This is a genomic window from Acinetobacter sp. (assembly GCF_050285345.1).
Taxonomy (GTDB): Bacteria; Pseudomonadota; Gammaproteobacteria; order Pseudomonadales; family Moraxellaceae; genus Acinetobacter.
In genome coordinates this window covers 1-25,634 of the sequence record NZ_JBLZXR010000142.1, presented here as the reverse complement: position 1 = coordinate 25,634, position 25,634 = coordinate 1, and the positions used below count along the sequence as shown (strand labels likewise).

At 41.1% G+C, this 25,634-nt stretch carries 23 protein-coding genes and 1 pseudogene; 16 read left to right on the top strand and 8 right to left on the bottom strand.

The window, feature by feature from the left end; all coding sequences use genetic code 11:
• The first annotated feature begins 204 nt into the window (after nucleotides 1–204).
• A complete protein-coding gene (locus ACN6OV_RS12205; protein ID WP_427953311.1) occupies nucleotides 205–1,347 on the top strand; it encodes an acyl-CoA dehydrogenase family protein in 1,143 nt (380 codons plus the stop codon).
• 83 nt (nucleotides 1,348–1,430) lie between these two features.
• On the opposite strand, the gene ACN6OV_RS12200 is transcribed toward ACN6OV_RS12205, so the two are convergent.
• Complete coding sequence (locus tag ACN6OV_RS12200) at nucleotides 1,431–1,967, bottom strand: DJ-1/PfpI family protein (protein WP_427953309.1); 537 nt, start codon at nucleotides 1,965–1,967, stop codon at nucleotides 1,431–1,433.
• Between the two features lie 517 nt (nucleotides 1,968–2,484).
• On the opposite strand from ACN6OV_RS12200, the gene pheA reads away from it, so the two are divergent.
• The 7 genes from pheA to tnpC all read left to right on the top strand — a co-directional run bounded on the left by pheA (nucleotide 2,485) and on the right by tnpC (nucleotide 10,322).
• Nucleotides 2,485–3,594, top strand: a complete 1,110-nt coding sequence (gene pheA / locus ACN6OV_RS12195; protein WP_427953307.1) for a prephenate dehydratase — start codon at nucleotides 2,485–2,487, stop codon at nucleotides 3,592–3,594.
• A 69-nt stretch (nucleotides 3,595–3,663) separates the two neighbouring features.
• The gene (gene hisC / locus ACN6OV_RS12190) at nucleotides 3,664–4,755 is read left to right on the top strand and encodes a histidinol-phosphate transaminase (RefSeq protein WP_427953305.1); all 1,092 of its coding nucleotides are present in this window, start codon (nucleotides 3,664–3,666) and stop codon (nucleotides 4,753–4,755) included.
• Between the two features lie 3 nt (nucleotides 4,756–4,758).
• On the top strand, nucleotides 4,759–7,008 hold the full coding sequence (locus tag ACN6OV_RS12185) for a bifunctional prephenate dehydrogenase/3-phosphoshikimate 1-carboxyvinyltransferase (protein WP_427953303.1): 2,250 nt from the start codon (nucleotides 4,759–4,761) through the stop codon (nucleotides 7,006–7,008).
• A 109-nt stretch (nucleotides 7,009–7,117) separates the two neighbouring features.
• On the top strand, nucleotides 7,118–7,480 hold the full coding sequence (locus tag ACN6OV_RS12180) for a hypothetical protein (RefSeq protein WP_427953301.1): 363 nt from the start codon (nucleotides 7,118–7,120) through the stop codon (nucleotides 7,478–7,480).
• Between the two features lie 402 nt (nucleotides 7,481–7,882).
• Entirely contained in the window at nucleotides 7,883–8,311 is a 429-nt protein-coding gene (gene tnpA, locus ACN6OV_RS12175) for an IS66-like element accessory protein TnpA (RefSeq protein ID WP_427953299.1), read from the top strand.
• Complete coding sequence (gene tnpB / locus ACN6OV_RS12170) at nucleotides 8,308–8,643, top strand: IS66 family insertion sequence element accessory protein TnpB (protein ID WP_427953297.1); 336 nt, start codon at nucleotides 8,308–8,310, stop codon at nucleotides 8,641–8,643. Before tnpA ends, tnpB begins: the two co-directional genes overlap by 4 nt.
• A gap of 74 nt (nucleotides 8,644–8,717) precedes the next feature.
• Nucleotides 8,718–10,322, top strand: coding sequence for an IS66 family transposase (gene tnpC, locus ACN6OV_RS12165; RefSeq protein WP_427953295.1), 1,605 nt, complete (start codon nucleotides 8,718–8,720; stop codon nucleotides 10,320–10,322).
• Between the two features lie 27 nt (nucleotides 10,323–10,349).
• Here tnpC and ACN6OV_RS12160 read toward each other — a convergent pair whose 3' ends face one another.
• Nucleotides 10,350–10,757, bottom strand: coding sequence for a DUF2147 domain-containing protein (locus tag ACN6OV_RS12160; protein ID WP_427953293.1), 408 nt, complete (start codon nucleotides 10,755–10,757; stop codon nucleotides 10,350–10,352).
• A 311-nt stretch (nucleotides 10,758–11,068) separates the two neighbouring features.
• Nucleotides 11,069–11,698: an alpha/beta hydrolase gene (locus ACN6OV_RS12155; RefSeq protein ID WP_427953291.1), complete on the bottom strand. Its 630-nt coding sequence runs from the start codon at nucleotides 11,696–11,698 to the stop codon at nucleotides 11,069–11,071.
• A 125-nt stretch (nucleotides 11,699–11,823) separates the two neighbouring features.
• Here ACN6OV_RS12155 and yaaA point away from each other — a divergent pair, with 125 nt between their 5' ends.
• From yaaA to ACN6OV_RS12135, 4 genes are all read left to right on the top strand, one after another.
• The gene (yaaA, locus tag ACN6OV_RS12150) at nucleotides 11,824–12,606 is read left to right on the top strand and encodes a peroxide stress protein YaaA (protein WP_427953289.1); all 783 of its coding nucleotides are present in this window, start codon (nucleotides 11,824–11,826) and stop codon (nucleotides 12,604–12,606) included.
• Between the two features lie 1,003 nt (nucleotides 12,607–13,609).
• Nucleotides 13,610–14,932, top strand: coding sequence for an NCS2 family permease (locus tag ACN6OV_RS12145; RefSeq protein WP_427953287.1), 1,323 nt, complete (start codon nucleotides 13,610–13,612; stop codon nucleotides 14,930–14,932).
• Between the two features lie 80 nt (nucleotides 14,933–15,012).
• A complete protein-coding gene (locus ACN6OV_RS12140) occupies nucleotides 15,013–16,017 on the top strand; it encodes an adenosine deaminase (protein ID WP_427953285.1) in 1,005 nt (334 codons plus the stop codon).
• 64 nt (nucleotides 16,018–16,081) lie between these two features.
• Nucleotides 16,082–16,450, top strand: a complete 369-nt coding sequence (locus ACN6OV_RS12135; RefSeq protein WP_427953283.1) for a hypothetical protein — start codon at nucleotides 16,082–16,084, stop codon at nucleotides 16,448–16,450.
• Between the two features lie 207 nt (nucleotides 16,451–16,657).
• Here the strand turns inward: ACN6OV_RS12135 and ACN6OV_RS12130 are convergent.
• Nucleotides 16,658–17,215: pseudogene (locus ACN6OV_RS12130) on the bottom strand (cytochrome b).
• A 215-nt stretch (nucleotides 17,216–17,430) separates the two neighbouring features.
• Here ACN6OV_RS12130 and ACN6OV_RS12125 point away from each other — a divergent pair.
• Nucleotides 17,431–17,823, top strand: a complete 393-nt coding sequence (locus ACN6OV_RS12125) for a hypothetical protein (RefSeq protein WP_427953281.1) — start codon at nucleotides 17,431–17,433, stop codon at nucleotides 17,821–17,823.
• Between the two features lie 92 nt (nucleotides 17,824–17,915).
• Nucleotides 17,916–18,494 (top strand): ribonuclease HII, encoded by a 579-nt coding sequence (gene rnhB, locus ACN6OV_RS12120; RefSeq protein WP_427953315.1) that lies wholly within the window; start codon nucleotides 17,916–17,918, stop codon nucleotides 18,492–18,494.
• 75 nt (nucleotides 18,495–18,569) lie between these two features.
• On the opposite strand, the gene csrA is transcribed toward rnhB, so the two are convergent.
• From csrA to alaS, 4 genes are all read right to left on the bottom strand, one after another.
• Nucleotides 18,570–18,824, bottom strand: a complete 255-nt coding sequence (gene csrA / locus ACN6OV_RS12115) for a carbon storage regulator CsrA (protein ID WP_078189080.1) — start codon at nucleotides 18,822–18,824, stop codon at nucleotides 18,570–18,572.
• Between the two features lie 250 nt (nucleotides 18,825–19,074).
• Nucleotides 19,075–20,355 carry an aspartate kinase gene (locus ACN6OV_RS12110; RefSeq protein WP_427953279.1) on the bottom strand — a complete coding sequence of 427 codons (1,281 nt, stop codon included), beginning with the start codon at nucleotides 20,353–20,355 and terminating at the stop codon, nucleotides 19,075–19,077.
• A 25-nt stretch (nucleotides 20,356–20,380) separates the two neighbouring features.
• Nucleotides 20,381–20,668 (bottom strand): hypothetical protein, encoded by a 288-nt coding sequence (locus ACN6OV_RS12105; protein WP_427953277.1) that lies wholly within the window; start codon nucleotides 20,666–20,668, stop codon nucleotides 20,381–20,383.
• Nucleotides 20,669–20,789: 121 nt separating this feature from the next.
• Nucleotides 20,790–23,483: an alanine--tRNA ligase gene (alaS, locus tag ACN6OV_RS12100; protein WP_427953275.1), complete on the bottom strand. Its 2,694-nt coding sequence runs from the start codon at nucleotides 23,481–23,483 to the stop codon at nucleotides 20,790–20,792.
• A 545-nt stretch (nucleotides 23,484–24,028) separates the two neighbouring features.
• Between alaS and gap the strand changes: the two genes are divergently transcribed.
• Nucleotides 24,029–25,057, top strand: coding sequence for a type I glyceraldehyde-3-phosphate dehydrogenase (gap, locus tag ACN6OV_RS12095; RefSeq protein WP_427953273.1), 1,029 nt, complete (start codon nucleotides 24,029–24,031; stop codon nucleotides 25,055–25,057).
• 190 nt (nucleotides 25,058–25,247) lie between these two features.
• Nucleotides 25,248–25,553 carry a hypothetical protein gene (locus ACN6OV_RS12090; RefSeq protein ID WP_427953313.1) on the top strand — a complete coding sequence of 102 codons (306 nt, stop codon included), beginning with the start codon at nucleotides 25,248–25,250 and terminating at the stop codon, nucleotides 25,551–25,553.
• The last annotated feature ends 81 nt before the right edge of the window (nucleotides 25,554–25,634 follow it).

The following is a 25,634-nucleotide window of genomic DNA, read 5'->3' as shown; positions in this document are numbered from 1 at the left end:
TGCCCGATAAAAAATGGCGAAAACAAGAAGAACCTCAATTGAGGCTCTTCTTATGAAAATTGTGGGACAGCAGTGAGCTTCGGCTTCCTTTTTTTATAGCTATTTTTATTTTGAACGCAGTGGTTTTGGCACATGACCTTGTTCCTAAAGTGCAATAGGATGTTGCAGATAAAACAACAATCTCAGAGTCAAGGAAGCAACCGCATGCAAGCATATGATGCCGATTTAGAATTATTTCGTGATAACTTTCGTCGTTTTTTAAATGAACAGGTCGCACCACATTATGATCAGTGGGAAAAAGACGGCATTATGCCGCGTTCAGTTTGGAGTGTGCTGGGTGATAATGGCTTCCTGTGTGTCGATGTGCCTGAAGAATATGGCGGTTATGGCGTTCCAACGCATTATTCACTGATGTTGGTGGAAGAATCTTCACGAGCAGGTTTTGGTGCTTTATCAACAGCAATTTCGTGCCATTCAGAAATTGCTGCACCGTACATTCTCCATATTGGTTCTGAAGCGCAAAAACAACATTGGTTACCTAAAATGGTTACAGGCGAAGTAGTTGGCGCGATTGGCATGACTGAGCCGGGTGCAGGTTCAGATTTACAGGCCATGCGCAGTAGTGCCATTTTGCAAGGTGATCACTACTTATTGAATGGTTCTAAAACCTTTATTTCAAATGGTCAGCATGCCGACTTGGTGGTGTTGGCTGCAAAAACTGACCCGCAGGCACGTGCCAAAGGTGTATCTTTGCTCTTAGTCGATACGCATTTAGAGGGTTTTAAAAAGGGCACAAACCTCGACAAAATTGGTTTGCATGCACAAGACACTTCAGAATTATTCTATGACAATGTCAAAGTGCCGAAAGAGCAGTTATTAGGTCAGGCAGGACAAGGCTTTGCTTATTTGATGCAAGAGTTACCACGCGAACGTACCGCGATTGCCTCGACCGCTATTGGTGCAATTCGAGGTTCGATTGATGTTGCAACTCAATATGTCAAAGAACGTCAGGCTTTCGGTCAGGCGATTGGTCAGTTCCAAAATACGCGTTTTGTTTTGGCGCAAGCGAAGATTGACGAGTTAGCCACGGCGGCGTTTTATAACCAAAATGTTGAACTGTATATGCAGGGCAAACTGGATGTTGAAACTGCTGCGGCATTGAAGAGTTTCTCTACCGATATGCAAATGAAAGTTGCACACAATCTACTGCAATTGTTTGGTGGATATGGCTATATGACGGAATATCCAATTTCTCGTTTCTTTGTCGATGCGCGTATTCAGCAAATTTACGGTGGCACCAATGAAATTATGAAAGAGATCGTTGCACGTGGGATTTTAGGTCGTTAATACCGATCTAAATTCGGTGGAAAGCATAAAAAGCGAAGTTGAAACCTCGCTTTTTATGCTTCTTAAATTCACTTTTAACGTATTCATTGCAATGTCGATGGTATTTGCCTTAAAACTTGTAGACAGACTTCAATAAATTCTGAAGTATCCAAAGCACTGCGTGAGGAAATATAGCGATTATTGTCATTCACTACCGCTTGATCAGAAATGACGGCACCTGCGTTTAACAAACTTTGATTTAAAGATTGAATATTGGCAAATTGTCGGCCCTGAATGACACCGGCTTCTAATAATAAATGTGGGCCATGACAACTGCTTAAAATCGGTTTTTGGCTGTCGGCAAAATTGCGCACAAAATAAATAAATCGATCATCTAAGGCCAATTTATCTGGTGAAAAACCGCCGGGAATAAACAGGGCATCGAATTCATGTACTGAAGCATCATCGATGCTTTGATCAATGGTGATTTGGGATCTACGCTGAATACCGTAGATAATCTTTCCGACCTGATTTTCGATATTAATAATACTATGTCGAGCGGCTCGAAAAGCCTCAACGGGCTCAAGGTACTCTACATCATCAAAATCATAGGTCACTAACACCGCAATCTTCTTGTGCATCGCTGTACCTCAGTGTTGTTATTTTTGTCATGTTATTGAGACTATAAAGCAATGAAAAAATTTGCTTGTCCCATTTGTTATAAATCTGTCAATGTCTGTAAATACTAGGTTAGGACATCAATTAAATCACTGAAAAAGCGACCAATGACAGTCGAAGCATAAATCGATAAAAACGTATCAAACTGTGTCGATCAGATCTATTTTCTATATCAGAAATAGTTAAAAGTTCTGAACTCTGCCAGAACAGATCAATTTGCCTTGGTTAGTATAGAGAAGGATCAGACTAAACTTGCATTCGGATCATAATGTGGAATATTAGGGTGATTAGACTTAAATAAAAAGTTAATAAAATGCAAAGGCTTATCAGTTTATCTGTACTCATTGTTCAGCCAAGCTGATGAAGCTTTAATCAACTGTATGTTTTTAAGGCTGAATCAATCAAAGTCGTATTGCGCAACAATTGAAAGCTGACTATTGTTATACTGTTTGCAAAATATTTTCGAAGGGCGACATAACAATGATCAACGATGATCAAAACACTACGACTTCTCTGGACTTGGCTCAAATTCGTGATGATATCGACTCTGTTGATATGCAGATTCAACAACTTATTAACCGTCGTGCGAAGCTGGCCGAAGCAGTAGCAAAAGCAAAATTTGCTTCTGAAGAGAATCCACTGTTTTATCGTCCTGAGCGTGAAGCGCAAGTTTTACGTAAAGTTATGGATCGCAACGAAGGCCCTTTGTCTGATGTGACGATGGCACGTTTATTCCGTGAGATCATGTCAGCATGTTTAGCGCTTGAAGCACCACAAAGTATTGCTTTCTTAGGCCCAGTCGGGACGTATACGCATTCAGCGGTGTTAAAGCATTTTGGTCAAGATGCGGTTATTCGCCCACTTCCAACGATTGATGAAGTGTTCCGTGAAGTGGAAGCGGGTAGTGCGCACTATGGTTTAGTGCCAGTCGAAAACTCATCTGAGGGTGTGGTTAACCATACTTTAGATTGCTTTAAATCGTCTCATCTAAATGTGATTGGTGAAGTTGAACTGCGTATTCATCACCAATTTCTTGTGTCAGAAAACACGCGTAAAGACAGCATTAAACAAATTTATGCACATCAACAAACTTTGGCGCAATGCCGTGGTTGGTTGGATGTACATTATCCGGGTGTAGAACGTGTAGCACTGAGTTCAAACGCAGAAGCGGCACGTCGTATCCGTAACGAATGGCATTCAGCGGCAATTGCGTCTGAAGTGGCTGCCAATATCTATAATCTTGAAATTTTGCATGGCAATATTGAAGATAACCCAGAAAATACTACGCGTTTCTTGGTGATTGGTCGTGAGAAAGTACCACAGTCAGGAAATGATAAAACCTCATTGCTCATTTCTGCACATGACCGTGCAGGTGCGTTGCTTGAAATCCTTGCGCCATTTGCGAAGCACAACATTAGCTTAACCAGTATCGAAACACGTCCTGCATTGCCAGAGAAATGGGCTTATGTGTTCTTTGTGGACTTAGAAGGTCATGTTGAGCAAGAAAATGTAAAAGCGGCTATTGAAGAAATTCGTCCATTGGTTAAAGAAATTCGCGTATTGGGTTCATATCCGATTGCTGTCCTTTAAGATCACAACTGTGATCAGCTTCAAGAGGAGTTGATCACCTTCATCACTTGAAATAACTGGAAGTGTAAAATGACGTTTGTCCCAGCCAATGAAGGCATTGCAAAGTTAAAGCCTTATCAACCAGGTAAGCCCATTAGTGAACTTGAGCGTGAGTTGGGGATTACCGATATCGTCAAACTGGCGTCAAACGAAAACCCATTGGGTTGTTCTGACAAAGTAAAAGATGCGGTTGCTGCCGAACTGGCAGAAATTGGTCGATATCCTGATGGTGGCGGTTTTATTCTGAAAGACCAAGTTGAAAAACAATTTGGTGTTGCACATGACCGCATTACTTTAGGGAATGGTTCAAACGATCTTCTGGAAATTTTTGCCCGTGCATTTGTTTCAGAATCAGATTCAGTGGTGTATAGCCAACATGCCTTTGCGGTATATGGTTTGGTGACCCAAGCGATTAACGCTGAAGCGATTGAAGTACCTGCCAAAGGCTTCGCTCATGACCTAGATGCTATGGCTGCGGCAATTCAAGACAATACCAAATTAATCTTTATTGCCAATCCAAACAACCCAACAGGGACTTGGTTTGAAGAAGCTGAATTTGAAGCATTCATGCAAAAAGTACCTGCAGGTGTGATTGTGGTGCTGGATGAAGCTTATGTGGAATATTTCCCTGAAAACTTCAACAGCCTCAAATTCTTAGATCAATATCCGAACCTCATCGTCAGCCGTACCATGTCAAAGTGCTATGGCCTAGCTGCACTTCGTGTTGGTTTTGCCTTGGCATCAGTTGAAGTAACGGATTTCTTAAACCGTATTCGTCAGCCATTCAACGTGAACCATTTAGCAATGGTTGCAGCAGTTGCGGCACTCAAAGACGAAGCATTTATTGAAAAATCTCGTGTGGTGAATAAAGCCGGTATGGCTCAGCTCGAAGCGGGTTTTGCTGCTTTAGGTTTGGCTTATGTGCCTTCACGCGCGAACTTTATTTTAGTGAATGTTAAAGCAGATCCTGCACAAACCTTTAATGCGTTATTAAAAGAAGGCGTGATCGTGCGTCCTGTTGGGATTCCTGAACATCTGCGTGTATCGATTGGTACTGAAGCTGAAAATGCAAAATTCTTAGCTGCACTGGCTAAAGTATTAGGCCTAGAGGCAAAAGCGTAAGTTATGTCTGTGCCACTATTTGAAAAAGTTGCTTTTATTGGGCTTGGGCTGATTGGCTCAAGTCTAGCGCGTGTCATTATTGCTGAAGGTTTGGCGAAGGAAATTGTAGCGTCTACACGTTCACAAAAAACCTTGGCAGATGCCAAAGCATTGGGTCTGATTCAGCAGGGTTATAGCGACCCAGCTGAAGCGGTAAAAGGTGCAGACCTTGTCGTTTTAGCCTTGCCTGTACGGGCAACGCAAAAAGTGTTGGAAACTATTCAGCCCTATTTGTCTGAACACACTATTATTACCGATGTGGGCAGTACCAAAGGCAATGTCGTTGCAGCTGCAAAAGCGGTCTATGGTGAAAACTTACCTGCTGGTTTTGTTCCGGGACATCCGATTGCAGGGGCTGAGCTGACAGGTGTGCATGCAGGTAAAGTTGATTTATTTGCCAATCACAAAGTGATTTTGACCCCCTTACCGAGCAGTGCAGACTGGGCGGTAGAGAAACTGATTCAATTGTGGCAAGCTGCCAAAGCGGAAGTAATTTGCATGGATGTGGAAAAACACGATGAAGTGTTGGCCCATACCAGTCATCTTCCGCATTTAATGGCATTTAACTTGGTTGAGCAACTGGCAAACCGAGAAGACAATTTAGATATTTTCCGTTATGCCGCTGGCGGTTTTCGTGATTTCTCACGCATTGCTGCAAGTGACCCACATATGTGGCATGACATCTTTTTCGCCAATAAAAAGGCAATTTTAAATGCGGTGGATGGCTTTGAAAAACAATTGGCTGTCCTGCGTAAACTGATTGAAGATGAAAATTCACAGGCATTGATGGGCTTGTTGGGGCATGCACAAGCTGCACGACAACATTTCAATCATATGCTCGCAATGAGACCACTGATGGAGAAAAATAAAGTGACGACACAGCAATTCACGATTTTACCAGGCGTTAAGCAATTTAAAGGTAAATTTACTGTGCCAGGTGATAAATCTGTGTCACACCGTTCCATCATGTTTGGTGCGATTGCAGAAGGAACAACCCATGTGACGGGTTTCCTTGAAGGTGAAGATGCTTTGGCAACCCTGCAAGCATTCCGTGATATGGGTGTCAGCATTGAAGGCCCGAAAAATGGTGAAGTCACTATTCACGGTGTCGGTATGAATGGCTTAAAAGCACCAGTCGGGGCTTTGTACATGGGCAACTCAGGTACATCTATGCGTCTACTTTCAGGGATGTTGTCTGCACAGAAATTTGATTCTGTCATGACTGGTGATGCGTCTCTGACTAAACGTCCAATGGAACGTATTGCCAAACCATTACGTGAAATGGGTGCGCAGATTCAAACCACGGGTGAGCGTGGTACGCCACCGATCTCTATTTCAGGCAATCAAAACCTGAAAGGCATTCACTACGATTTACCAATGGCATCTGCTCAAGTGAAATCAGGAATTTTACTTGCAGGTCTTTGGGCTGAGGGTGAAACCGTGGTGACTGAGCCTGAGCCAACACGTGACCATTCAGAACGCATGTTGCGTGCATTCGGTTATGAAGTAAAAACCGAAGGCAACCGTATTTCACTTCAAGGTGGCGGTAAGTTGGTCGGCACTGAAATTCAAGTGCCTTCTGATATTTCATCTGCGGCATTCTTTATGGTTGGCGCAGCAATTACCGAAGGTTCAGATGTAACCCTTGAAGCGGTCGGTATTAACCCAACACGTACTGGTGTGATTGAAATTTTAAAACAAATGGGTGCAGACCTAACGGTTGAAAATGAACGTATTGCAGGTGGTGAACCGATTGCAGACATTCGCATTCGTGGCTCACGTACCTTGAAAGGCATTCACATGCCTGAAGATCAAGTGCCATTGGCGATTGATGAATTCCCCGCACTATTTATTGCTGCGGCATGTGCAGAAGGCCAAACCATTTTGACTGGTGCGGCTGAGCTTCGTGTGAAAGAGTCTGACCGTATTCAAGTGATGGCGGATGGTTTACAAACCATGGGCGTAAATTGCACACCAACGGATGATGGCATCATCATTGAAGGTAAAGGCAAGGTAGGTGAATGGGGCGCAATTTTCACAGGTGGTGAAATTGAATCACATCACGATCACCGTATTGCGATGAGTTTCTCTATGGCGGGTCTTCGTACTTCGGGTGAGATAAAAATTGTAGGCACCGAAACGGTTGCGACAAGTTTCCCAACATTTACTGAACTGACTAATCAAGCAGGCCTGACCATTCTGGTGAGTGAATAATTAGTCTAATATTGTATATTTGTTAAACAACAGCCAAGCAAATGCTTGGCTGTTTTGTTTTAATTGCTTATGCTAAAACCATACAACAAGAATGCCTTTGGATAGACACATGAAAAAATTACAATTCACTGCAAACTGCGAAAAAGACGCTGCGATTAATTCTTTAGAGACACAAACGCAAGTTGCAGAGTTATTGGCAGGCAAACTTGAGCAATATGGTTTCCAGACGCTATCGCAAAGTGGTGACCAGATTGCAGTTAGCGTGGATAATCATGAATTACCCTTATCTGTGACGTGTCAGGGACAGGATGATTCAGGACACTTTGTGTGTGAAATCACTTCATATCCAGATGAAGACCAAGATTGGTTAGACCGTATTACAGAACAAAGCTTATTAAATCAATTGGCACAAGCGGTTGAAAATACATTAAAAGAAGAAGAAAACTTCTGTAAATTTCAATGGAAAGGCTGATTAAAGCTTAAAATATTCCAGAGATAAAAACGGCAGAAATCATCGAGAAGTCTGCCGTTTCACATTGGTCATCTATAGCTAAATTCTAAAAATATTAGCACGTAAAAATAGCTGTAAAATTCCATTCTTTAAGGTCTTTGGTGTACTAAAGAGTTAAGTAATCAGCTATATGTAATCAAACTAAAAAGATGCTATTAAATAACATCTGCTATAAAACAATGGGATATCTCAATAATTCTAATATTTGACATATTTAGACCTGTTGGAGTTTGCATTTTATTCCACACGCAACCAAGTTTGACTGCGGCCTACTGCAGAAACGTAAGCATCCGCTGAACCCCACTTTTTCTCACTCATTAATACCGCGATAGTGTCCCCTAAATTTTAAGTGGACACCTATTTATGGATTTAAAGACAGTTATAGACAGTGCACCAACGCTAAAAAAGCCCCGTCGAACCTTCACGGCTGAATTTAAACATCAACTTATTCAGCAATGTCTACAGCCAGATACATCGGTGGCCAAGGTAGCAATGCAACATCAGATCAATGCCAATCTGTTGCATAAATGGATTCGCCAGTTCAGATCAATGCCCCCTGCATTAACAACCCAATCCAGTGTGCAGGTTGACTTTCTTCCCATTGTGCTGCCTTCGACTCCAGTCAAACAAGAAGTACCTCCGCCACCTGTGCCGGAGAAGAAAGCTTTCGCTCATATCAGAATTCCACTGCATAAGGAACAATGTTCCGCAAGAGATCAGGTGATCGAAATCGAATGGCCAGTGGAGTCTGTAACTGAATTACTGTTGCTGATCCAGGGTTTGACTCAATGATCCGTATTGATGAAATCTGGCTTTCTACCCAGCCGATGGATATGCGTGCAGGGATGGATACTGCCATGGCGCAGATTATGAAAGCCTTTGGCTCGATCAAACCGCATTGTGCTTACCTGTTCTGTAATAAACGTGGCCATCGCATGAAAGTGCTGGTACATGATGGACTGGGCATCTGGCTGTGTGCCCGGCGGCTGGAACAGGGAAAATTCCACTGGGCTAAAGTTCACCAGGGTGAAACCGTAGCTCTCAGTCCAGAACAGTTACAGGCACTCATTCAGGGTTTGCCCTGGCAGCGCATTGGACGACAGCAAGTGGTCACAATGCTCTAAACCAGGCTAGTACATTCTGCTATTCTCCGAATGTTCTATTTCATTCTTGTCATGACCTCAGGCATACTGCGGTCATGAATACGCTGCCTGACTTAAGCCAACTGACCCATGAACAACTGCTGGAATTTACCCGGCAGTTGGCGATGCAGCATCAGTCTCTAGCACAATCAAATCAAGAATTAGAAAAATCAAACCAGCAATTGGATGCCAAAGTTCGGCATCTTTCTATTCTCAATCAAAAATACGAGCATGAACTGGCGCTGTTTAAAAAGCATAAATTCGGCAGTAAAAACGAACATCTCACCGCAAAACAAATCCATCTATGGGACGAAGCGGTCGAAGAAGATATCGCAGCCGTTGATCTAGAATTAGAACGATTAAATGCAGATAAAACCGATGCAGCGACACAGAAAGCCACAGTCAACAAACCTAAACGTCGACTGCTGCCAGATCATCTACACACCATCCGTATTGAGCATGAACCTGCATCAACCCAATGCAGTTGTGGCTGCCAGTTACGTCGTATCGGCGAAGATATCAGTGAAAAACTGAATTTCAGACCGGCACAGTTCTATAAGGAACAGCATGTGCGTGGCAAATGGGTCTGTGATCAGTGTGACACCCTGACTCAGCAAGCGATGCCCGCCTATGTGATTGATAAAGGCATTGCTTCACCTGAACTGCTCAGCCATGTGCTGGTATCGAAGTATGCCGATCATTTGCCGCTGTACCGTCAACGTCTGATCTATCAGCGGGCGGGAATCGAACTTTCTAGATCAACTTTATCTGACTGGATAGGTCGCTGCGGTGTAGAACTGGAACCTCTGGCCAATGCCTTAAAAGAGGTGGTGCTGCAACAGCGGGTGATGCATGCCGATGAAACACCGGTCACCATTATGCGGATGGGTGATGATGAGAAAAAACCGAAGAAAGGTTATGTCTGGGCCTATGCCACCACACAGTACAATCCAGTTCAGGCGGTGATCTATGAATTTCAAGATAGCCGTTCAGGTCAGCATGCTGAAGAGTTCCTGAAAGGCTGGCAGGGTCATCTGGTCTGTGATGATTACAGTGGTTATAAAGCACGCTTTAGATCAGGCCAGGTTATTGAAGTGGGCTGCATGGCACATGCGCGTCGTAAATTCCATGAACTGCATGTGACCGGGAAAAGTCAGGTCGCTGAACAGGCCTTAGTACTGATTCAGAAACTGTATGCTATAGAAGCAGAATTAAGAAAAGAGACCGACGGTACAGCAGAACACCGCTGCGAATACCGGCAACAGCATAGTCAAGCGGTCATGCAACAACTATATGAATGGCTCAACCAACATCATCTGATGGTGCCATCGAGTTCTCCAATCGCCAAGGCCATCAATTACACTCTGAAGCGTTGGCCAGCCTTAAGCCGCTATCTGGATGATGGCAATTTGCCAATTGACAATAATTGGATTGAGAATCAAATGCGCCCCTGGGCATTGGGGCGTAAAAACTGGCTGTTTGCTGGCTCGCTGCGCAGCGGCCAGCGAGCGGCGAATATCATGACGCTGATTCAGTCAGCAAAACTGAATGGGCTGGATCCCTATGCCTATTTAAGTGATGTGCTGAAAAGGCTGCCGACACATAAAGTGACCCAAATAGAAGAATTACTGCCACACCGGTGGCAACCCGACCAAAATTAAAAAATAGGTATGGGGTTCAGCGGACGCTTACGCAGAAACGCCCATATAGCCGCGAAGAAATAATTTTTTGCCATTCGAGCTTAATCTACCTTTCAGACTGTAAATTTTTCCAGAAACAGGATCGAGGATTTTGCCATGGGTATAGTTGGTGTCATCTGTTGTTTTTAAGCCTTGAATAACTTGCAGGCCGATGATGGGCTTATTGGTGTAGGGTGCGGGACAGTTGGTGCAAAACTTTTTGGGTGTATAGCCTGCGCGTGGTGTTGCTTTCAAGGCTGTACCAGCATAAGTGCCATCAGCCTGCTGCTCAATTTTGACTAAACCTTTGGCTTCCCCCGTTTTGTCATCCATATAGTGCCATGTCCCCGAAATATTTTGCGCCATAGCAGTAGAGCATAAGGTAGCAATCGTTAGTAATCCTAAAATGGTTTTCATAATTTCCCTTAAAAACAGCAATAAATTTGATGGCTAAATAGCAGCCACATTTGGCTGTAAACAAAAGATTATATTGTTCAAAAACTATCTTATAAATTGCAATTCTGCTTAATTTAACAGGAATTTATTGTTATTTTTCTTGGGCTTGAGGTAACATTGTGGCATAGGTAATATCGGTTGTTATAATTGATGTAAAAAACAGCAAAGCCCAGATCATCCTGAGCTTTCTGGCGAATCAGAAGCCTCAAGCATTTTCGTCGCTAGTCTTTTTATTTTTGAATGAGATTGTAAAAGTACTGCTGCTGGAGCACTTAAGTTGCAAGATAGCGTGAAATCGCTATTCGAAGTTGTTTTAAATAACCAGTAAAGAAGTGATTTGCCCCGGGTAAAATGGTGATCAAATGTCGCTGTGGTTTCGCCCATACAATGAGATCCGACAGTAAGGTAACATCATCAGCCTCACCATGAATAAACAAAATATCGCCTTGGATTTCAGGTGTTACATAATGGCGCACACTTGCAACTGTCGCTGTTGGTAAACCACATAAGATCAATTTCACTGGACGGTCTTCTTTATGCATCAAGTTGTAGGCTTTGACCATCACATGCGCGCCAAAACTAAACCCCCCAGCATAGAATGGAAGTTGAGGGTGTAAATTTCGTACATGCTGAATAATATTTAGCGTATCTTCCGTTTCTCCATGCCCTTGGTCATGCAGACCATGACTTAAACCTGAGCCACGAAAACTTGGGCGATACACAACACAACCGCGTTCAAGCATTAATTGCGCAAGAAGTGCAGGGACTTTATGTTGCGGTGTTCCACCTTGTAGTGGATGAGGGTGACAAACAATTGCGAATCCTTTCACCTCACCCTGAGGATAATCGACAAAGACTTCAAGTTGTCCGGTTGGCCCTTGAATGAACATGTGTTCTGACATAGAAATTGAATTGTAAAAGTAGGAGCGCGACTTAGTTTACAGATTAAGATCATCAAAAACACAGATTGGCTTTGAAATTGTTCAACTGCTATAGTTTGCTAAATTAAAATTTAAACAGGTTGTTTATGCTCGCTTTAATTTCTCCTGCCAAAACTTTAGATTACACCACAGCGCTTCCAACAGAAAAATTCACCCAGCCGCGTTTATTAGATCATTCACAAGAATTGATTGATGTCGCACGTAAACTGTCGGCAACAGAAATTGCAAGCTTAATGAGCGTAAGTGAGAAAATTGCGACTTTAAATGTGGAGCGTTTCCGCGATTGGCAACCTGAATTTAATTTTTCCAATGCACGTCAGGCACTTTTTGCTTTTAAGGGTGATGTTTATACGGGTTTAAATGCGTATGACTTGGCAGCAGACGATATTCAGTATGCAGAAACACATTTGCGTATGTTGTCGGGTTTATATGGGCTACTTCGACCATTGGACTTGATGATGCCTTATCGTTTGGAAATGAGCACCAAGCTTAAAAATCCGCGTGGGCATAATTTATATGAGTTTTGGGATAACACGATCACGAATTTAATCAATGCGGACCTTGAACAGGCAGGTTCAGAGTTGCTGGTAAACATCGCTTCAGATGAATACTATAAATCAGTAAAAGAATCGAAAGTAAAAGCTGAAATTATTAAGCCCGTATTTCTGGATCAAAAGAACGGTAAATATAAAGTCATTAGTTTTTATGCAAAAAAAGCACGTGGTTTGATGGCGCGCTATTTATTAGAAAATAAAATTGAAAAAATTGAAGATATCAAATCATTCAATACAGATGGCTACTATTTCGATGCAGACAGTAGCTTAAAAGGTGAGCTGGTATTTAAGCGTGATGAGCAGCAAGCCGCTTGATACGAAACACATCTAAGAATACGAAGCCGCGGAATATCGCGGCTTTTTTAGGGCGTGAACTTTCTTCATCTTGACTGAATGCTTAGCGCTAAATATGAGCTAACATTTGTTGGCATCAAGATCATTTATAAGAATAAATTCAATGAATTAGAAGTTTTTTAAAAATTGAACTGCATCAAATGATTGATCCGGTTAAGCAATTGTTTTTTAAATAAAAAAGTTAAAAATATGAAGTTTTGTTGCTGTGAGTGAATTTTAATCAATTGTACCACTTGTAAAAAAATAGAAAATCGATTACAAAATTAACAATGCATAAACAAAAGTAAAATAAATTAAGTTGAAAGTCAGTGAAAGTGTGATTTAGGCCTCATAAGATATTTTATTTTTTGTTATGATAACTAAAAGTTTTTTTAAAGAATGAAATTTAGGTATGAAAAAAATTCTAATTCCAGTCTTTATTTTAAGCATCGTGTTTCTCGGATTTACAGTATATAAGAATACTGAGCTTAAAAGACAGCAAGAGGTAAATCAGGTGTTCAATGAAAAATTGAACTAGTGGTGACCTGTGTCTTGGTTAAAAGTAATTTTTAACAGATGATTGATGATGTATAACATGCAGCGATAGATTATTTTTATATATAATAATACGAATCTTTTTAAGTAAAACAAGATCTTAAATTTACTGAATTTAAAACAACTGAAATTGTGGAAATATTAAAAAATCAATGTGTTATAATTTTATCGCAAAATATTTCAATCAAAATTTATTAAAATGATTGAATAGAACGAATAGGCTGCATAACGTTATGCGGCTTTTTTGTTTGCAAATTTCAAAGTTTCCTTAATGGGATAAGGCTTTGAAATTGTGCTTATTTTAAACCCTTAATTAGCCAAATTGGCATATCTATTGCTAGATCATTCACAAAATTAATGATGATCCTTCGTCATGATTAATTTTGTGAAATGCTAAACGGCATCAAGTTTACTTAATAGGGGCTAGGTCATGACGACTCCTAATCCATCTTCCGAAAATGTGCTGGAACGTCTGTTTAAACTGAGTGAAAACAACACAACGTTTAAAACAGAAGTGATCGCGGGTGTAACCACATTCTTAACCATGTGCTACATCATTATTGTCAATCCAATGATTTTGTCCTCAACCGGGATGGATTATGGGGCAGTTTTTGTTGCAACTTGTCTTGCAGCAGCAATTGGCTGTTTAGTGATGGGCTTAGTTGCAAACTATCCAATTGCACTTGCGCCCGGTATGGGATTAAACGCGTACTTTACCTATTCTGTTTGTTTGGGGATGGGCGTGCCATGGCAAACTGCTTTGGCAGCAGTATTTGTGTCAGGAATTATTTTTATCGCCATCAGTATGTTTAAAATACGTGAAGCGATTGTAAATGCGATTCCAATGTCACTGAAGTTGGCAATTGGTGGCGGTATTGGTTTATTCCTTGCACTGGTTGCATTGAAAAACTCAGGTATGATTGTTCAAAATGAAGCGACTTTGGTCGGTTTGGGTGACTTGAGTCAACCTTCAGTCTTGCTCGCATTATTGGGCTTTTTACTGATTGTGATCATGCACCATTTTAAAGTTCGTGGTGCGATTATCATCAGTATCCTTGCGGTGACTGCCATTGCCACCATGCTTGGATTTAACGAGTTCAAAGGTGTTGTCGGGGAAATTCCATCGCTTGCACCGACGTTCTTGCAAATGGATTTCTCGGGTTTATTTGAAGCCAGTCTTATTGGCGTGATCTTTGTCTTTTTCTTGGTCGACTTGTTTGATTCTACCGGTACTTTGGTTGGTGTTTCTCATCGTGCCGGTTTACTTAAAGACGGCAAATTACCTCGTTTGAAAAAAGCACTATTTGCTGACTCATCTGCGATCGTTGCAGGTGCTGCATTAGGGACTTCGTCAACAACCCCGTATATTGAATCTTCTGCCGGTGTGGCAGCGGGTGGCCGTACAGGTTTAACTGCTGTCGTGGTTGCGGTATTGTTCCTCCTTTGCTTGTTCTTGGCACCATTGGCTCAATCTGTACCCGGTTTTGCAACTGCGCCAGCATTGTTATTTGTTGGTGTGTTAATGATTCAGGGGATTGTCCATATTGAATGGGATGATATCACCGAAGCTGTTCCAGCATTCTTAACTATCATTTTCATGCCGTTTACCTATTCAATTGCAGACGGTATTGCGATGGGCTTTATCAGCTATGCCTTGGTGAAATTGTTCACAGGCAAAGCCGCAACTGTACCGTATATGGTATGGATTATTGCCGTACTTTGGGCACTTAAATTTGCGATGTTTGGGGGGTAATTTACCCTGAACAACGAAGGGTGTAGACGTTGTTTACACCCTTTTTTATTTTCTGAATTTGAATTTTACAAGGATATGCTATGAACCGAATTGAGTTAATTCAATCCATGCCGAAGGCTGAATTGCATGTGCATATTGAAGGGACATTTGAGCCTGAATTAATGTTTGCTATTGCACAGCGCAACCAGATTGAAATTCCGTATAAATCGGTTGAGGAAGTAAAACAAGCTTATAACTTCCATAACCTACAGTCATTTCTCGACATTTACTATGCGGGTGCCAATGTTCTGATTGTAGAACAAGATTTCTATGATTTGGCGATGGCTTATTTTGAAAAGTGTGCCGCAGATCATGTCGTACATACCGAAATGTTCTTCGATCCACAAACCCATACCGATCGTGGTGTGGCTTTTGCAACCGTGATCAATGGTTTACAACGTGCTTGTGATGATGCAAAAGTCAAATTTGGTATTACTTCACATTTGATTATGTGCTTCTTACGTCATTTGTCAGAAGAGGCGGCTTTTGCCACCTTAGGGCAAGCTTTACCGTATAAAGATCAAATCATTGCTGTGGGCTTGGATTCAAGTGAAGTTGGTCATCCACCCTCTAAGTTTGAACGTGTCTTTGCCAAAGCACGTGAAGCCGGTTTTCTGATCGTTGCTCATGCAGGTGAAGAAGGACCTTCAGCCTATGTGTGGGAAGCACTGGATTTGCTCAAAGTAAACCGTGTTGATCATGGCGTACGTTCAGAAGAAGATCCGGCTTTAATGCAACGTTTGATTGCCGAAAAAATGCCTTTAACCGTTTGTCCACTCAGTAATTTAAAGCTGTGCGTGGTGAATGATATGGCTGAACACAATATCAAACGTCTATTGCAGCAAGGTGTGCATGTAACTGTCAATTCAGATGATCCATCGTATTTTGGTGGCTATATGAATGACAACTTTATGGCGATTGCCGAAGCATTGGATCTTAACCACGCAGAATTGAAACAGCTTGCGATAAATTCCTTTGAAGCATCCTTTATTTCTGATGCAGAAAAGCAAACTTGGATCGAAAAGATCAAAGCCTTAGATGAATAAACGACGTATAATATTCAGGCAGTGATTTATCACTGCCTTTTTTATCTCTAAAGTATATTTGATCATGAAAATTAGTCGTTCTCATGTTGCAACCTTGGTTGCGGCAGTGTCATCGTGTTGTTTTGTGTCAACTGCAATGGCAGAAAAATCACCAAGTTTAAGCCAAAAAATGTTAAAGCCAGTGATTGAATATCAATGTGAGCAAGAACTGAATGCTTCAAAAGCATGGAAAGGGGCTGCAATGTTTATGAATGCGCAGCAAAAAAAGTCGAATCAAGCTGCTATCTGTGAGTGTGTTGGCGACCATGCAATGGACAATATAACAGCCAAAGATTTAATGACGGCGGCAGTCAATGAGACGGAAAAGCATCAATTAATTTCTAGAGCGATACTGAATAGTTTGCGTGGCTGTGCGCAACAAGCTCTGAATTAAATCAATTGCAAAATAAAAGCCACATCATGTGGTAATGCCAGTCAGTTAAGGATTTAAAAGTTAAAAATAAGGTCAGTAAGACGTAAATTTAGCTCACTTTAAATCCAAATATAAGGAAATTTAGGGTAATAAATAACCCGAATTTCCTTAACTGATCAGCATTAACATCATGTGGCCTTTATTTTGTATTCAAGTTTTAAAGTAACATTATGGTTTGGGCTGTCGTGTCATGCTTTCGAGAACATGATCTTTATCGATGAAATGGTGTTTTAGCGCTGCAACAATATGACTGACCAATAAAAGACCCGCAGCCTATGAAATCCAAATGTGCGTGGGTTTTACGATAGCTAAGAGTTCCGGATTGTTTTGGACTAAACGTGGAATCTCAAAAAGGTACAGCACAGGAGCAGGGTGGCCCGCGCTCCAGCTAAATAGGCAACCAGTAATCGGTAGAGCAAGCAACATAAAATACAAAGCCAAATGGCCCAAATGTGCCAATGTTTTCATGCTCTTGGACATTGTTGTTGGCAGTTTGGGTGCAGGATGAGTATAGCGCCAAAAAATACGGATCATGACCAAAAAAAGAATTGTGGTGGCAATATTCTTATGTAAAGTGATGACCTGACCTTTAAAATTTCCATCTACCTCATAGTTGAGGAAGTTGCCGCTATAAAATCCAATGATCCAAGCAAGAATGAATATCAGTGCCATAATCCAATGCAGATATTGTGCGGTACGGGTGTAGTATTGAGAATAATTGCTCATGTTTTTAAGCGAAATGTCATTTTAATTGTGGCAGATTTTAATCTATGCATTAAAACTCAATCTAGAATTAAATTGAGACGCAGTGTTGATCATATGCAACGGCAATTTCGCTGATTAACCACACAATTATCGAATTTAATTTAAATTAGTCATACCTTATTGTGTGTAAATTGGGGCACAATACCGGCGTTGATTAACCTAACAAAGGATTTCTCGTGAAAAAATTAGTTGCTGTTCTTGCTCCACTTTCTTTAGTTTTAACTGCTTGCGCAGCTACTGGTACAACTGGTGGTGCAGGTAGCACATCAGGTGCAACATCAACCAATAGTTTGGCAATGATGGCGGTTAAAGTGGGTGTGCAAGCAAAATGTGTAACTGAATTAAATAACAACACATATTGGAAAACAGGCTCAAAACTTTTAACCGAGACACAAAAATCTGAACTTCAAACTGAAGTGTGTTCATGTGTTGGCGAAAAGGCGACGACGAGTGTGACTGCAACTGATCTTGTGGTTGCGGCGATGGATAAAACCTCACAAGCAAACTTGGCAGCTAAAATTGTAACCAACACATTGAATGCATGTGTAATTGAAACCTTGAAACAATAAAAGAGTATTCTTCAATACGATCCTTAAAACTTAGCCATGTCTCATGTCTGAGTCCTTTAAGGATCGTTTTTTATGATGAGAGAAAAGTGAAAATGAAAATTGCGGGTGCAGATGAGGCGGGTCGTGGTCCATTAGTGGGTTCTGTGGTTGCCGCAGCAGTGATTTTAGATCCGGAAAATCCAATTGAAGGCTTGAATGATTCGAAGAAGTTAAGCGAAAAGAAACGTGAAAAGCTCTTCGTTGAAATTAAAGAAAAAGCCTTGGCTTGGGCCATTGCCGAATGCTCTGCACAAGAAATTGATGAAATTAATATTTTACAGGCATCGCTCTTGGCCATGCGTCGCGCGGTTGAGAAATTAGAGATCAAACCAGATCATGTGTTAGTCGATGGTAATAAAGTGCCACAAGGCCTAAGCATGAGTTGTGATGCTGTAGTCGGCGGGGATGCGATTCATCCAGAAATTTCTGCAGCTAGTATTTTAGCCAAAGTTACACGTGATCATGAAATGGTCGAGCTTGACCAAAAATACCCGCAGTATGGTTTTGCCAAACATAAAGGCTATCCAACCAAAGCACATTTTGAAGCGATTGCGCAGCATGGGGTAATTGCGGAGCACCGCCGTAGTTTTGGACCTGTGCGTAAAGTCTTGGAAGCGCAGAACTCTCACTAAATGACGTAGTGAAAATCAAATCTACAAAAATTTAAAGCGGCTGATTGGCCGCTTTATTTTTAAACAACTTGAATCTTAACGATTATAGTTATTTTGAGAATAATCAGTTTCTTCAAACGATGGCTGATATTCTTGATCAATGTTTTGGAGGTGTTCATGCATCGCGCGTTCATGTTGAATACGTTGGTAAATTTCTTCACGATGAACAGATACTTCTTTTGGAGCATTCACGCCAATACGAACCTGATTACCTTTTACACCAAGCACAGTCACGCTAACTTGGTCCCCAATCATTAATGTTTCGCCGACACGGCGAGTCAGAATCAGCATGTTTATCTCCTTGCAAAAAGCAAAACCTGCAATTGATTTGTTATGTAAAATTCATAACCTGTAAAAGCAAAAAATTATAATAGGCATCTGAAACAATCATTGTAACAAATACAAATCTATTAAATTTTCAAAATCCTCAGGGTTAATATAACAGAGCCACTATAAAAAAAACTATAGTGGCTCTATATTTTTACGATGTTTTTCAAAATCTGTCTAACAATGACAAATTTTGATACCGTGTATGGTTAAATTATGCGCGTACGCTAGATTCACCAGTTTCACGGTCTAAACCAAATGTCGTGTGTAATGCACGTACAGCAAGTTCTAGATATTTTTCATCAATGATCACTGAAATTTTAATTTCAGATGTAGAGATCATAAGAATGTTGATACCTTCTTCAGCGAGGGCAGTAAACATTTTGCTTGCAACACCTGCGTGAGAACGCATGCCAACACCTACGATTGATACTTTAACGATATCAGAGCGTGTTGCGACTTCACGTGCACCAATTTCTTCAGCAGTTGCTTCTAAAATTGCTTTGGCTTTTGCTAATTCGCTACGATTAACTGTAAACGTGAAGTCTGTTGTGCCATCTTCTTCAACGTTTTGGATAATCATATCCACTTCAACATTTGCATTGCCAATCGGTGATAAGATATTTGATGCAATACCTGGTTTGTCAGGAACACCTAAAATTGTTAATTTTGCTTCGTCACGGTTAAACGCGATGCCTGAGATAATTGGGTTTTCCATGTTGTCTTCCGCTTCAGTGGTGATTAGTGTTCCGACATTTTGTTTGAAATCTTCGTCGAATGCGCCATCATCGTCATTATCAAAACTTGATAATACGCGTAGAGGCACTTGGTATTTACCGGCAAATTCTACAGAGCGAATTTGTAGGACTTTTGAACCAAGTGATGCCATTTCCAGCATTTCTTCAAAAGAAATACGATCAACTTTTTTTGCTTTTGGAGCGACACGTGGGTCAGTGGTATAAACACCATCAACATCGGTGTAAATTTGGCATTCATCTGCTTTTAGTGCAGCAGCAAGTGCAACACCTGAAGTGTCTGAACCACCGCGACCAAGTGTTGTGGTATTGCCATCTTCATCAAAACCTTGGAAACCTGCAACCACAATGACACGACCTGCGTCTAGGTTTGAGGTTAAAACGTCAGTTTCAATCGATTCAATACGTGCTTTGGTAAATGAACTGTCCGTCTTAATGCCTACTTGACGGCCTGTTAATGATTTAGCTTCAACACCAATTGAATTAAGTGCCATTGCTAACATTGAAATCGTTACCTGCTCGCCTGTAGAGACCATTTGGTCCAATTCACGCGGGTCAGGGGTGTCGGTAATGGCCTTCGCTAAAGCCAATAAGCGGTTGGTTTCACCACTCATTGCAGATACAACAACCACAACTTTGTGACCGTGATCATGCCAACGCTTTACACGACGAGCAACATTGAGAATGCGCTCTGGTGTACCCATTGAGGTACCGCCATATTTTTGAACGATTAATGCCATAACTTTCCTTACCAAGTAAATAAGTCTAACGACTTAAAGCACTTACACATATTTGAAAACCAGATTTTGCTGGATGTTTCAAAATACCACGTAGCTCGTAAATTTCCCCTTTATTTAAAGTAGGAAGTTTATATCGATACTTTGTGTCAGAGAGGCGAGTTGCTTTCACTTGCCCCTTCGGACTCCATAATTGCAATCCTGTGAATGGCTTAGAATCTAAACGAATAAACTCTAATGTTACAGGCTGCTTAATATAGATTCGATTGTAAAGTTCAGCTTTTACAATCTTCTTTTCAACATAATCAAAAGGCATAAACTCACAATAAGGAAGAGTTTTGCTAGGAACATGTAATTGGTAATATGTACTAGCAAAAAGCATTGGGCTAATTAAAAATAAACAACACAATGCGAGCCTTATCATGATGTTATTGACCTTATTTAGTCGCAATCCAAGCAGATAAATCTGTCATCACTTGATCAAATTTATCATTGAGTGGCGCGCCACCTTGTGCAAGATCAGGTTTACCACCACCTTTACCACCAAGCTCAGTGGCTAAATGTTTGATGATGTCACCCGCTTTAATATTTGCGGTAAAGTCTTTCGCAACAGATGCAATTAAGCTCACTTTATCTGCATCGACAGCAGCAATCACGATAACCGCATTGTCCAGTTTTGACTTCACGCCATCATGTAAGTTACGAAGTGATTTTGCATCGACAGCTTGAACGGTGGTAATTAACGTTTTGCGGCCAGCAATCTCTTGAACTTGGTTTAATAACTCAGTTGCTTGGAAGCTTGCCAGTTTTTGGTTCAATTGTTCAATTTGCTTTTGCAGGCTAGATGCTGTTGATGCTAAAGACTCAACTTTTTCTAAAGTTTGATCTTTTTGCGCTTTCAGCAACTCGTTGATTGCATGAATGTCACGATCCGTTTTTTGTGCAGCTTCAATGGCTTTAGTACCTGTAATCGCTTCAATACGACGTACACCCGCAGCAACACCACCTTCAGAAGTGATTTTGAATAGGCCGATGTCACCTGTACGTTTGACATGAATACCACCACAAAGCTCAATCGAGAAGTTTTTCTCGTCAATAATTGAACCCATAGACAGTACGCGTACTTCGTCGCCGTATTTCTCACCAAACAACATCATTGCGCCTTTTTCTTTAGCACTATCGATGTCGAGCAGTTCGGTTGAAACTGCGGTGTTGGCAATCACTTCAGCATTGACAATACGTTCAATTTCTTGCAGCTGTTCAAAGGTTACAGGTTGGTCGTTGGCAAAGTCGAAACGTAAAAGTTCGCTGGCAACTAATGAGCCTTTTTGCTGTACATGTGCACCTAAGACTTGGCGCAGCGCAGCGTGCAGAAGGTGAGTCGCAGAGTGGTTGCGTGAAGTTGCTTCACGGATATCTGCTTTCACAACCGCTTCAACAACTTGAGCAGCTTTCAGGTTACCCATGGTTACGATACCTTGGTGTACAAATGCACCACCAGATTTTTTGGTATCTTGAACTTCAAAAATACCGGTATCGTTTTTGAATAAACCAGTATCACCTACTTGACCACCGCTTTCTGCATAGAAAGGGGTTTGGTTGAGTACGATCAGCGCTTCATCGCCTTCAACCACTTCATCCACTTGTTCGCCATCTTTATAGATCGCAACAATTTGACCTTGACCTTGAGTTGCGTCATAGCCTTCGAATTGAGTTTCGCTATCCACTTTTACAATAGAGTTGTAGTCGACAGCAAATTTACCTGCATCACGCGCACGTTGACGCTGAGCGGCCATTTCAACTTCAAAGCCCGCTTCATCAATCGTTAAATCACGTTCACGTGCAATATCTGCTGTTAAGTCAGTTGGGAAGCCGTAAGTGTCATACAGTTTGAATACAGTTTCGCCCGGAATGACAGAACCTTTAAGATTTGCCAATTCACCTTCAAGCAGTTTCAAACCTTGCTCAAGTGTTTTGGCAAACTGTTCTTCTTCTTTTAACAGTTGAGCTTCAATACGAGCTTGTTGAGCTGCAAGTTCTGGGTATGCAGCGCCCATCACTTCAATTAAAGGCTTCAACATTTTGTGGAAGAATGTACCGGTTGCGCCCAACTTGTTACCGTGACGAACGGCACGACGGATGATACGACGTAATACATAACCACGGCCTTCGTTTGAAGGGTTTACGCCATCTGCAATCAGGAAGCAGCATGAACGTGCGTGGTCTGCAACCACTTTAAGTGAAGCAGGGTAGTCAACAGGCTTGCCTGCTTCTTTTGCAGCAGCATCAATTTCAGTGGTATCTAGACCGATAATTTCCGCAGCAGCTTTTAGCAAGTTTTGGAATAGGTCGATTTCGTAGTTTGAGTTAACGTGCTGCAATACAGCTGAAATACGCTCAAGGCCCATACCGGTATCGACAGAAGGCGCAGGAAGTGCGTGAAGTACACCGTCAGCAGTACGGTTGAACTGCATGAAGACGTTGTTCCAAATTTCGATGAAACGGTCGCCATCTTCTTCAGGTGTGCCCGGTAAACCGCCCCAGATGTGATCGCCATGGTCAAAGAAGATTTCAGAACATGGGCCACAAGGACCGGTATCGCCCATTGCCCAGAAGTTGTCTGATGCGTATTTTTCGCCTTTGTTATCGCCAATACGGATAATGCGGCTCGCATCTAACCCAATTTCTTTGTTCCAGATATCAAATGCTTCGTCATCTGTATGATAAACAGTGGCATATAATTTATCTTTTGGAAGACCTAACCATTTTTCGTTCGTTAAGAAGTCCCATGCAAATGTAATCGCATCACGTTTGAAGTAATCACCAAAAGAGAAGTTACCCAACATTTCAAAGAAGGTGTGGTGACGCGCTGTATAACCAACGTTATCTAAGTCGTTGTGTTTACCGCCTGCACGTACGCATTTTTGTGATGATGTTGCACGTACATAGTCACGTTTTTCAAGACCAAGAAAACAGTCTTTGAATTGGTTCATCCCTGCATTTGTGAATAATAATGTTGGGTCGTTGGCAGGTACCAGAGAACTCGACGCGACACGTGTATGCCCTTGCGATTCAAAGTAGCTTAAAAAAGCTTCGCGAATTTCAGCTGATGTCATAAAACGAGTACTCACAACCAAGTCTCTCCTAATTTCAATTGGGTAAATAGCCTATCAAGCAAGTCTTACAGAAAATTAAAGCTGGCTTGATAGGCTGACTTAAAATTTAAAAACGCTAAATTATAACGGAAAAAGCCGCACCGACCAATGACTTTCAATGAACTATGTGACTTTTTATATAATTCATCATATTTGATTCACTTTTATTAAGTTTGTGGATTTTTTGAATATTTTATCTATGAATTTATATGGAGATTTGAATGAAATTGCCCATGATTGATTGCGATCATTTTTTATATTTTAGCCAAAGATCAAAGCGAATAATGGCAAAAAATAATGGAGCTGAGTAAATGAATCGCGTGAATGGTTAAATTTTTTCATCAGCTTTTGTATTCTTGGATTGGGATTTAAAGAACATTCCACAATTGATAGGCAATACATGTGATGATTTATTTAAAACTCAGTTTAATAAGCATTAAATGAATTAATGATAACGGTTTGGGCGTAAAATCTATTAACATAGCGTCGCTTTATAATTGTTTCAAAATGAAGGAAAAGTCATGCAGCGAGTGGCAATCAACGGGTTTGGTCGAATCGGACGTAATGTATTACGCGCTTGGTTTGAAAATCCTAAGGAATTTCACTATGAAATTGTTGCCATTAATGATGTTGCAGATGTTGAAACATTGGTTCATCTATTTAAGTATGATTCGACCCATGGTCGTTTTGCAGGGCAGGTCAACATTGTTGAACAAAATGGTGCAATTTTCCTCGATATTATGTCTGTAGGTGCACATTTAAAAGTACAGGTTTTAAATGAAGCAGAGCCCTTGAATCTGCCTTGGCACACTTTAAATGTTGATGTTGTGCTGGAATGTACAGGCCTGTTCCGTTCACGTGAAGCTGCAACACAGCATATTTGTGCAGGTGCAAAACGTGTGATTATTGGTGCTGCACCTTTTGATAGCGTTGATGCTGCGATTGTGTACGGGGTCAATCATCATGATGTGAAAGCCACGGATCAAATTATTTCGAGTGTATCGTGTACCACGCAAGCTTTAGTTCCATTGGTGAAAATCATTGATGATGCCTTTGGCATCGAAACTGCATTGATGACCGAAATTCATGCGGTAACTGCGGATCAGTCTGTGCTTGATCGTGCACATCGAGACCTACGTCGTGCACGTGCTTCAGGCCAAAATATTATTCCAACCACCTCTTCGGCTTTGGGTGCATTAAAAAGTGTGATGCCAAAAATGGAAGGGAGGATCGATGGTTATTCGATTCGTGTGCCAACTATTAATGTTGCAGCTATTGATTTGACTTTTGTTGCGCAGTCTCCTGTGACTGTACATCGTATTAACGAGGTATTGGTTAAATCTGCACAGTACGATTATGCAGAAATCATGCAAGTGACCGATGAGCCTTTAGTCTCTTCCGATTTTAATCATTCCCCTTATTCTTTAATTGTCGATTTAACTCAAACCATGGTGGTGGGCAATCAAGTTAAAGTTTTTGCGTGGTATGACAACGAATGGGGCTATGCCAACCGTTTATTGGATTTATGTGAAAGTTTTCATATTGCTTAAGTTTGCAATTGAATTGAAAAAGGCATCCACGATGGATGCTTTTTTATTGTCTTGAAAATTTTGATGACGTCGTTTTTTTTTAAACTTGAGATCGACAACATTTGGTCGAAGAATATTAAAATATTCGCAGCGTGTGCCGATTTTTTCGTTAAGATAACAGACAAATATATTTATAAGAGTGTTGATCATGATGCTAATGTTGCTTTGGGGATTCATTTTATTATTGTCGTTGGCTGTGGTTTTTTTAATTTGGCTGCAATTTAATCGTGATGTTTCACAATCAACAGTTCATGAAACCTTGCCGCTTGAAGAAAAAGTTGTACATTTGGAAACCAACTTAAAAAAGACTTTGGAAATTATGCAAGACCTTGCCAAAAAAATGCATACACAACAAGAAGTGCTGGATCAAACTACACATAAATTACAGCAAGTCGAGTTGCAAAACGCTGAGTTGGTCAATCTCCTCACAAAAGTGGTCAATCCAGCTCAAGATTAATATAATAGGACATACGCATTGACAACATAAAAAAATGATGAATATGTTGTATAACATGTAAGTGATCAGACAAACCAAACA

Coding starts and splice junctions, on each gene's coding strand:
- yaaA (WP_427953289.1), top strand. CDS start 11,824: ATGCTCGCTTTAATTTCTCCTGCCAAAACTTTAGATTACACCACAGCG.
- ACN6OV_RS12145 (WP_427953287.1), top strand. CDS start 13,610: ATGACGACTCCTAATCCATCTTCCGAAAATGTGCTGGAACGTCTGTTT.
- ACN6OV_RS12200 (WP_427953309.1), bottom strand. CDS start 1,967: ATGCACAAGAAGATTGCGGTGTTAGTGACCTATGATTTTGATGATGTA.
- ACN6OV_RS12140 (WP_427953285.1), top strand. CDS start 15,013: ATGAACCGAATTGAGTTAATTCAATCCATGCCGAAGGCTGAATTGCAT.
- ACN6OV_RS12135 (WP_427953283.1), top strand. CDS start 16,082: ATGAAAATTAGTCGTTCTCATGTTGCAACCTTGGTTGCGGCAGTGTCA.
- hisC (WP_427953305.1), top strand. CDS start 3,664: ATGACGTTTGTCCCAGCCAATGAAGGCATTGCAAAGTTAAAGCCTTAT.
- tnpC (WP_427953295.1), top strand. CDS start 8,718: ATGAATACGCTGCCTGACTTAAGCCAACTGACCCATGAACAACTGCTG.
- ACN6OV_RS12185 (WP_427953303.1), top strand. CDS start 4,759: ATGTCTGTGCCACTATTTGAAAAAGTTGCTTTTATTGGGCTTGGGCTG.
- gap (WP_427953273.1), top strand. CDS start 24,029: ATGCAGCGAGTGGCAATCAACGGGTTTGGTCGAATCGGACGTAATGTA.
- ACN6OV_RS12160 (WP_427953293.1), bottom strand. CDS start 10,757: ATGAAAACCATTTTAGGATTACTAACGATTGCTACCTTATGCTCTACT.
- tnpB (WP_427953297.1), top strand. CDS start 8,308: ATGATCCGTATTGATGAAATCTGGCTTTCTACCCAGCCGATGGATATG.
- ACN6OV_RS12105 (WP_427953277.1), bottom strand. CDS start 20,668: ATGCCTTTTGATTATGTTGAAAAGAAGATTGTAAAAGCTGAACTTTAC.
- tnpA (WP_427953299.1), top strand. CDS start 7,883: ATGGATTTAAAGACAGTTATAGACAGTGCACCAACGCTAAAAAAGCCC.
- ACN6OV_RS12205 (WP_427953311.1), top strand. CDS start 205: ATGCAAGCATATGATGCCGATTTAGAATTATTTCGTGATAACTTTCGT.
- ACN6OV_RS12110 (WP_427953279.1), bottom strand. CDS start 20,355: ATGGCATTAATCGTTCAAAAATATGGCGGTACCTCAATGGGTACACCA.
- csrA (WP_078189080.1), bottom strand. CDS start 18,824: ATGCTGATTCTGACTCGCCGTGTCGGCGAAACATTAATGATTGGGGAC.
- ACN6OV_RS12090 (WP_427953313.1), top strand. CDS start 25,248: ATGCTAATGTTGCTTTGGGGATTCATTTTATTATTGTCGTTGGCTGTG.
- rnhB (WP_427953315.1), top strand. CDS start 17,916: ATGAAAATTGCGGGTGCAGATGAGGCGGGTCGTGGTCCATTAGTGGGT.
- pheA (WP_427953307.1), top strand. CDS start 2,485: ATGATCAACGATGATCAAAACACTACGACTTCTCTGGACTTGGCTCAA.
- ACN6OV_RS12180 (WP_427953301.1), top strand. CDS start 7,118: ATGAAAAAATTACAATTCACTGCAAACTGCGAAAAAGACGCTGCGATT.
- ACN6OV_RS12155 (WP_427953291.1), bottom strand. CDS start 11,698: ATGTCAGAACACATGTTCATTCAAGGGCCAACCGGACAACTTGAAGTC.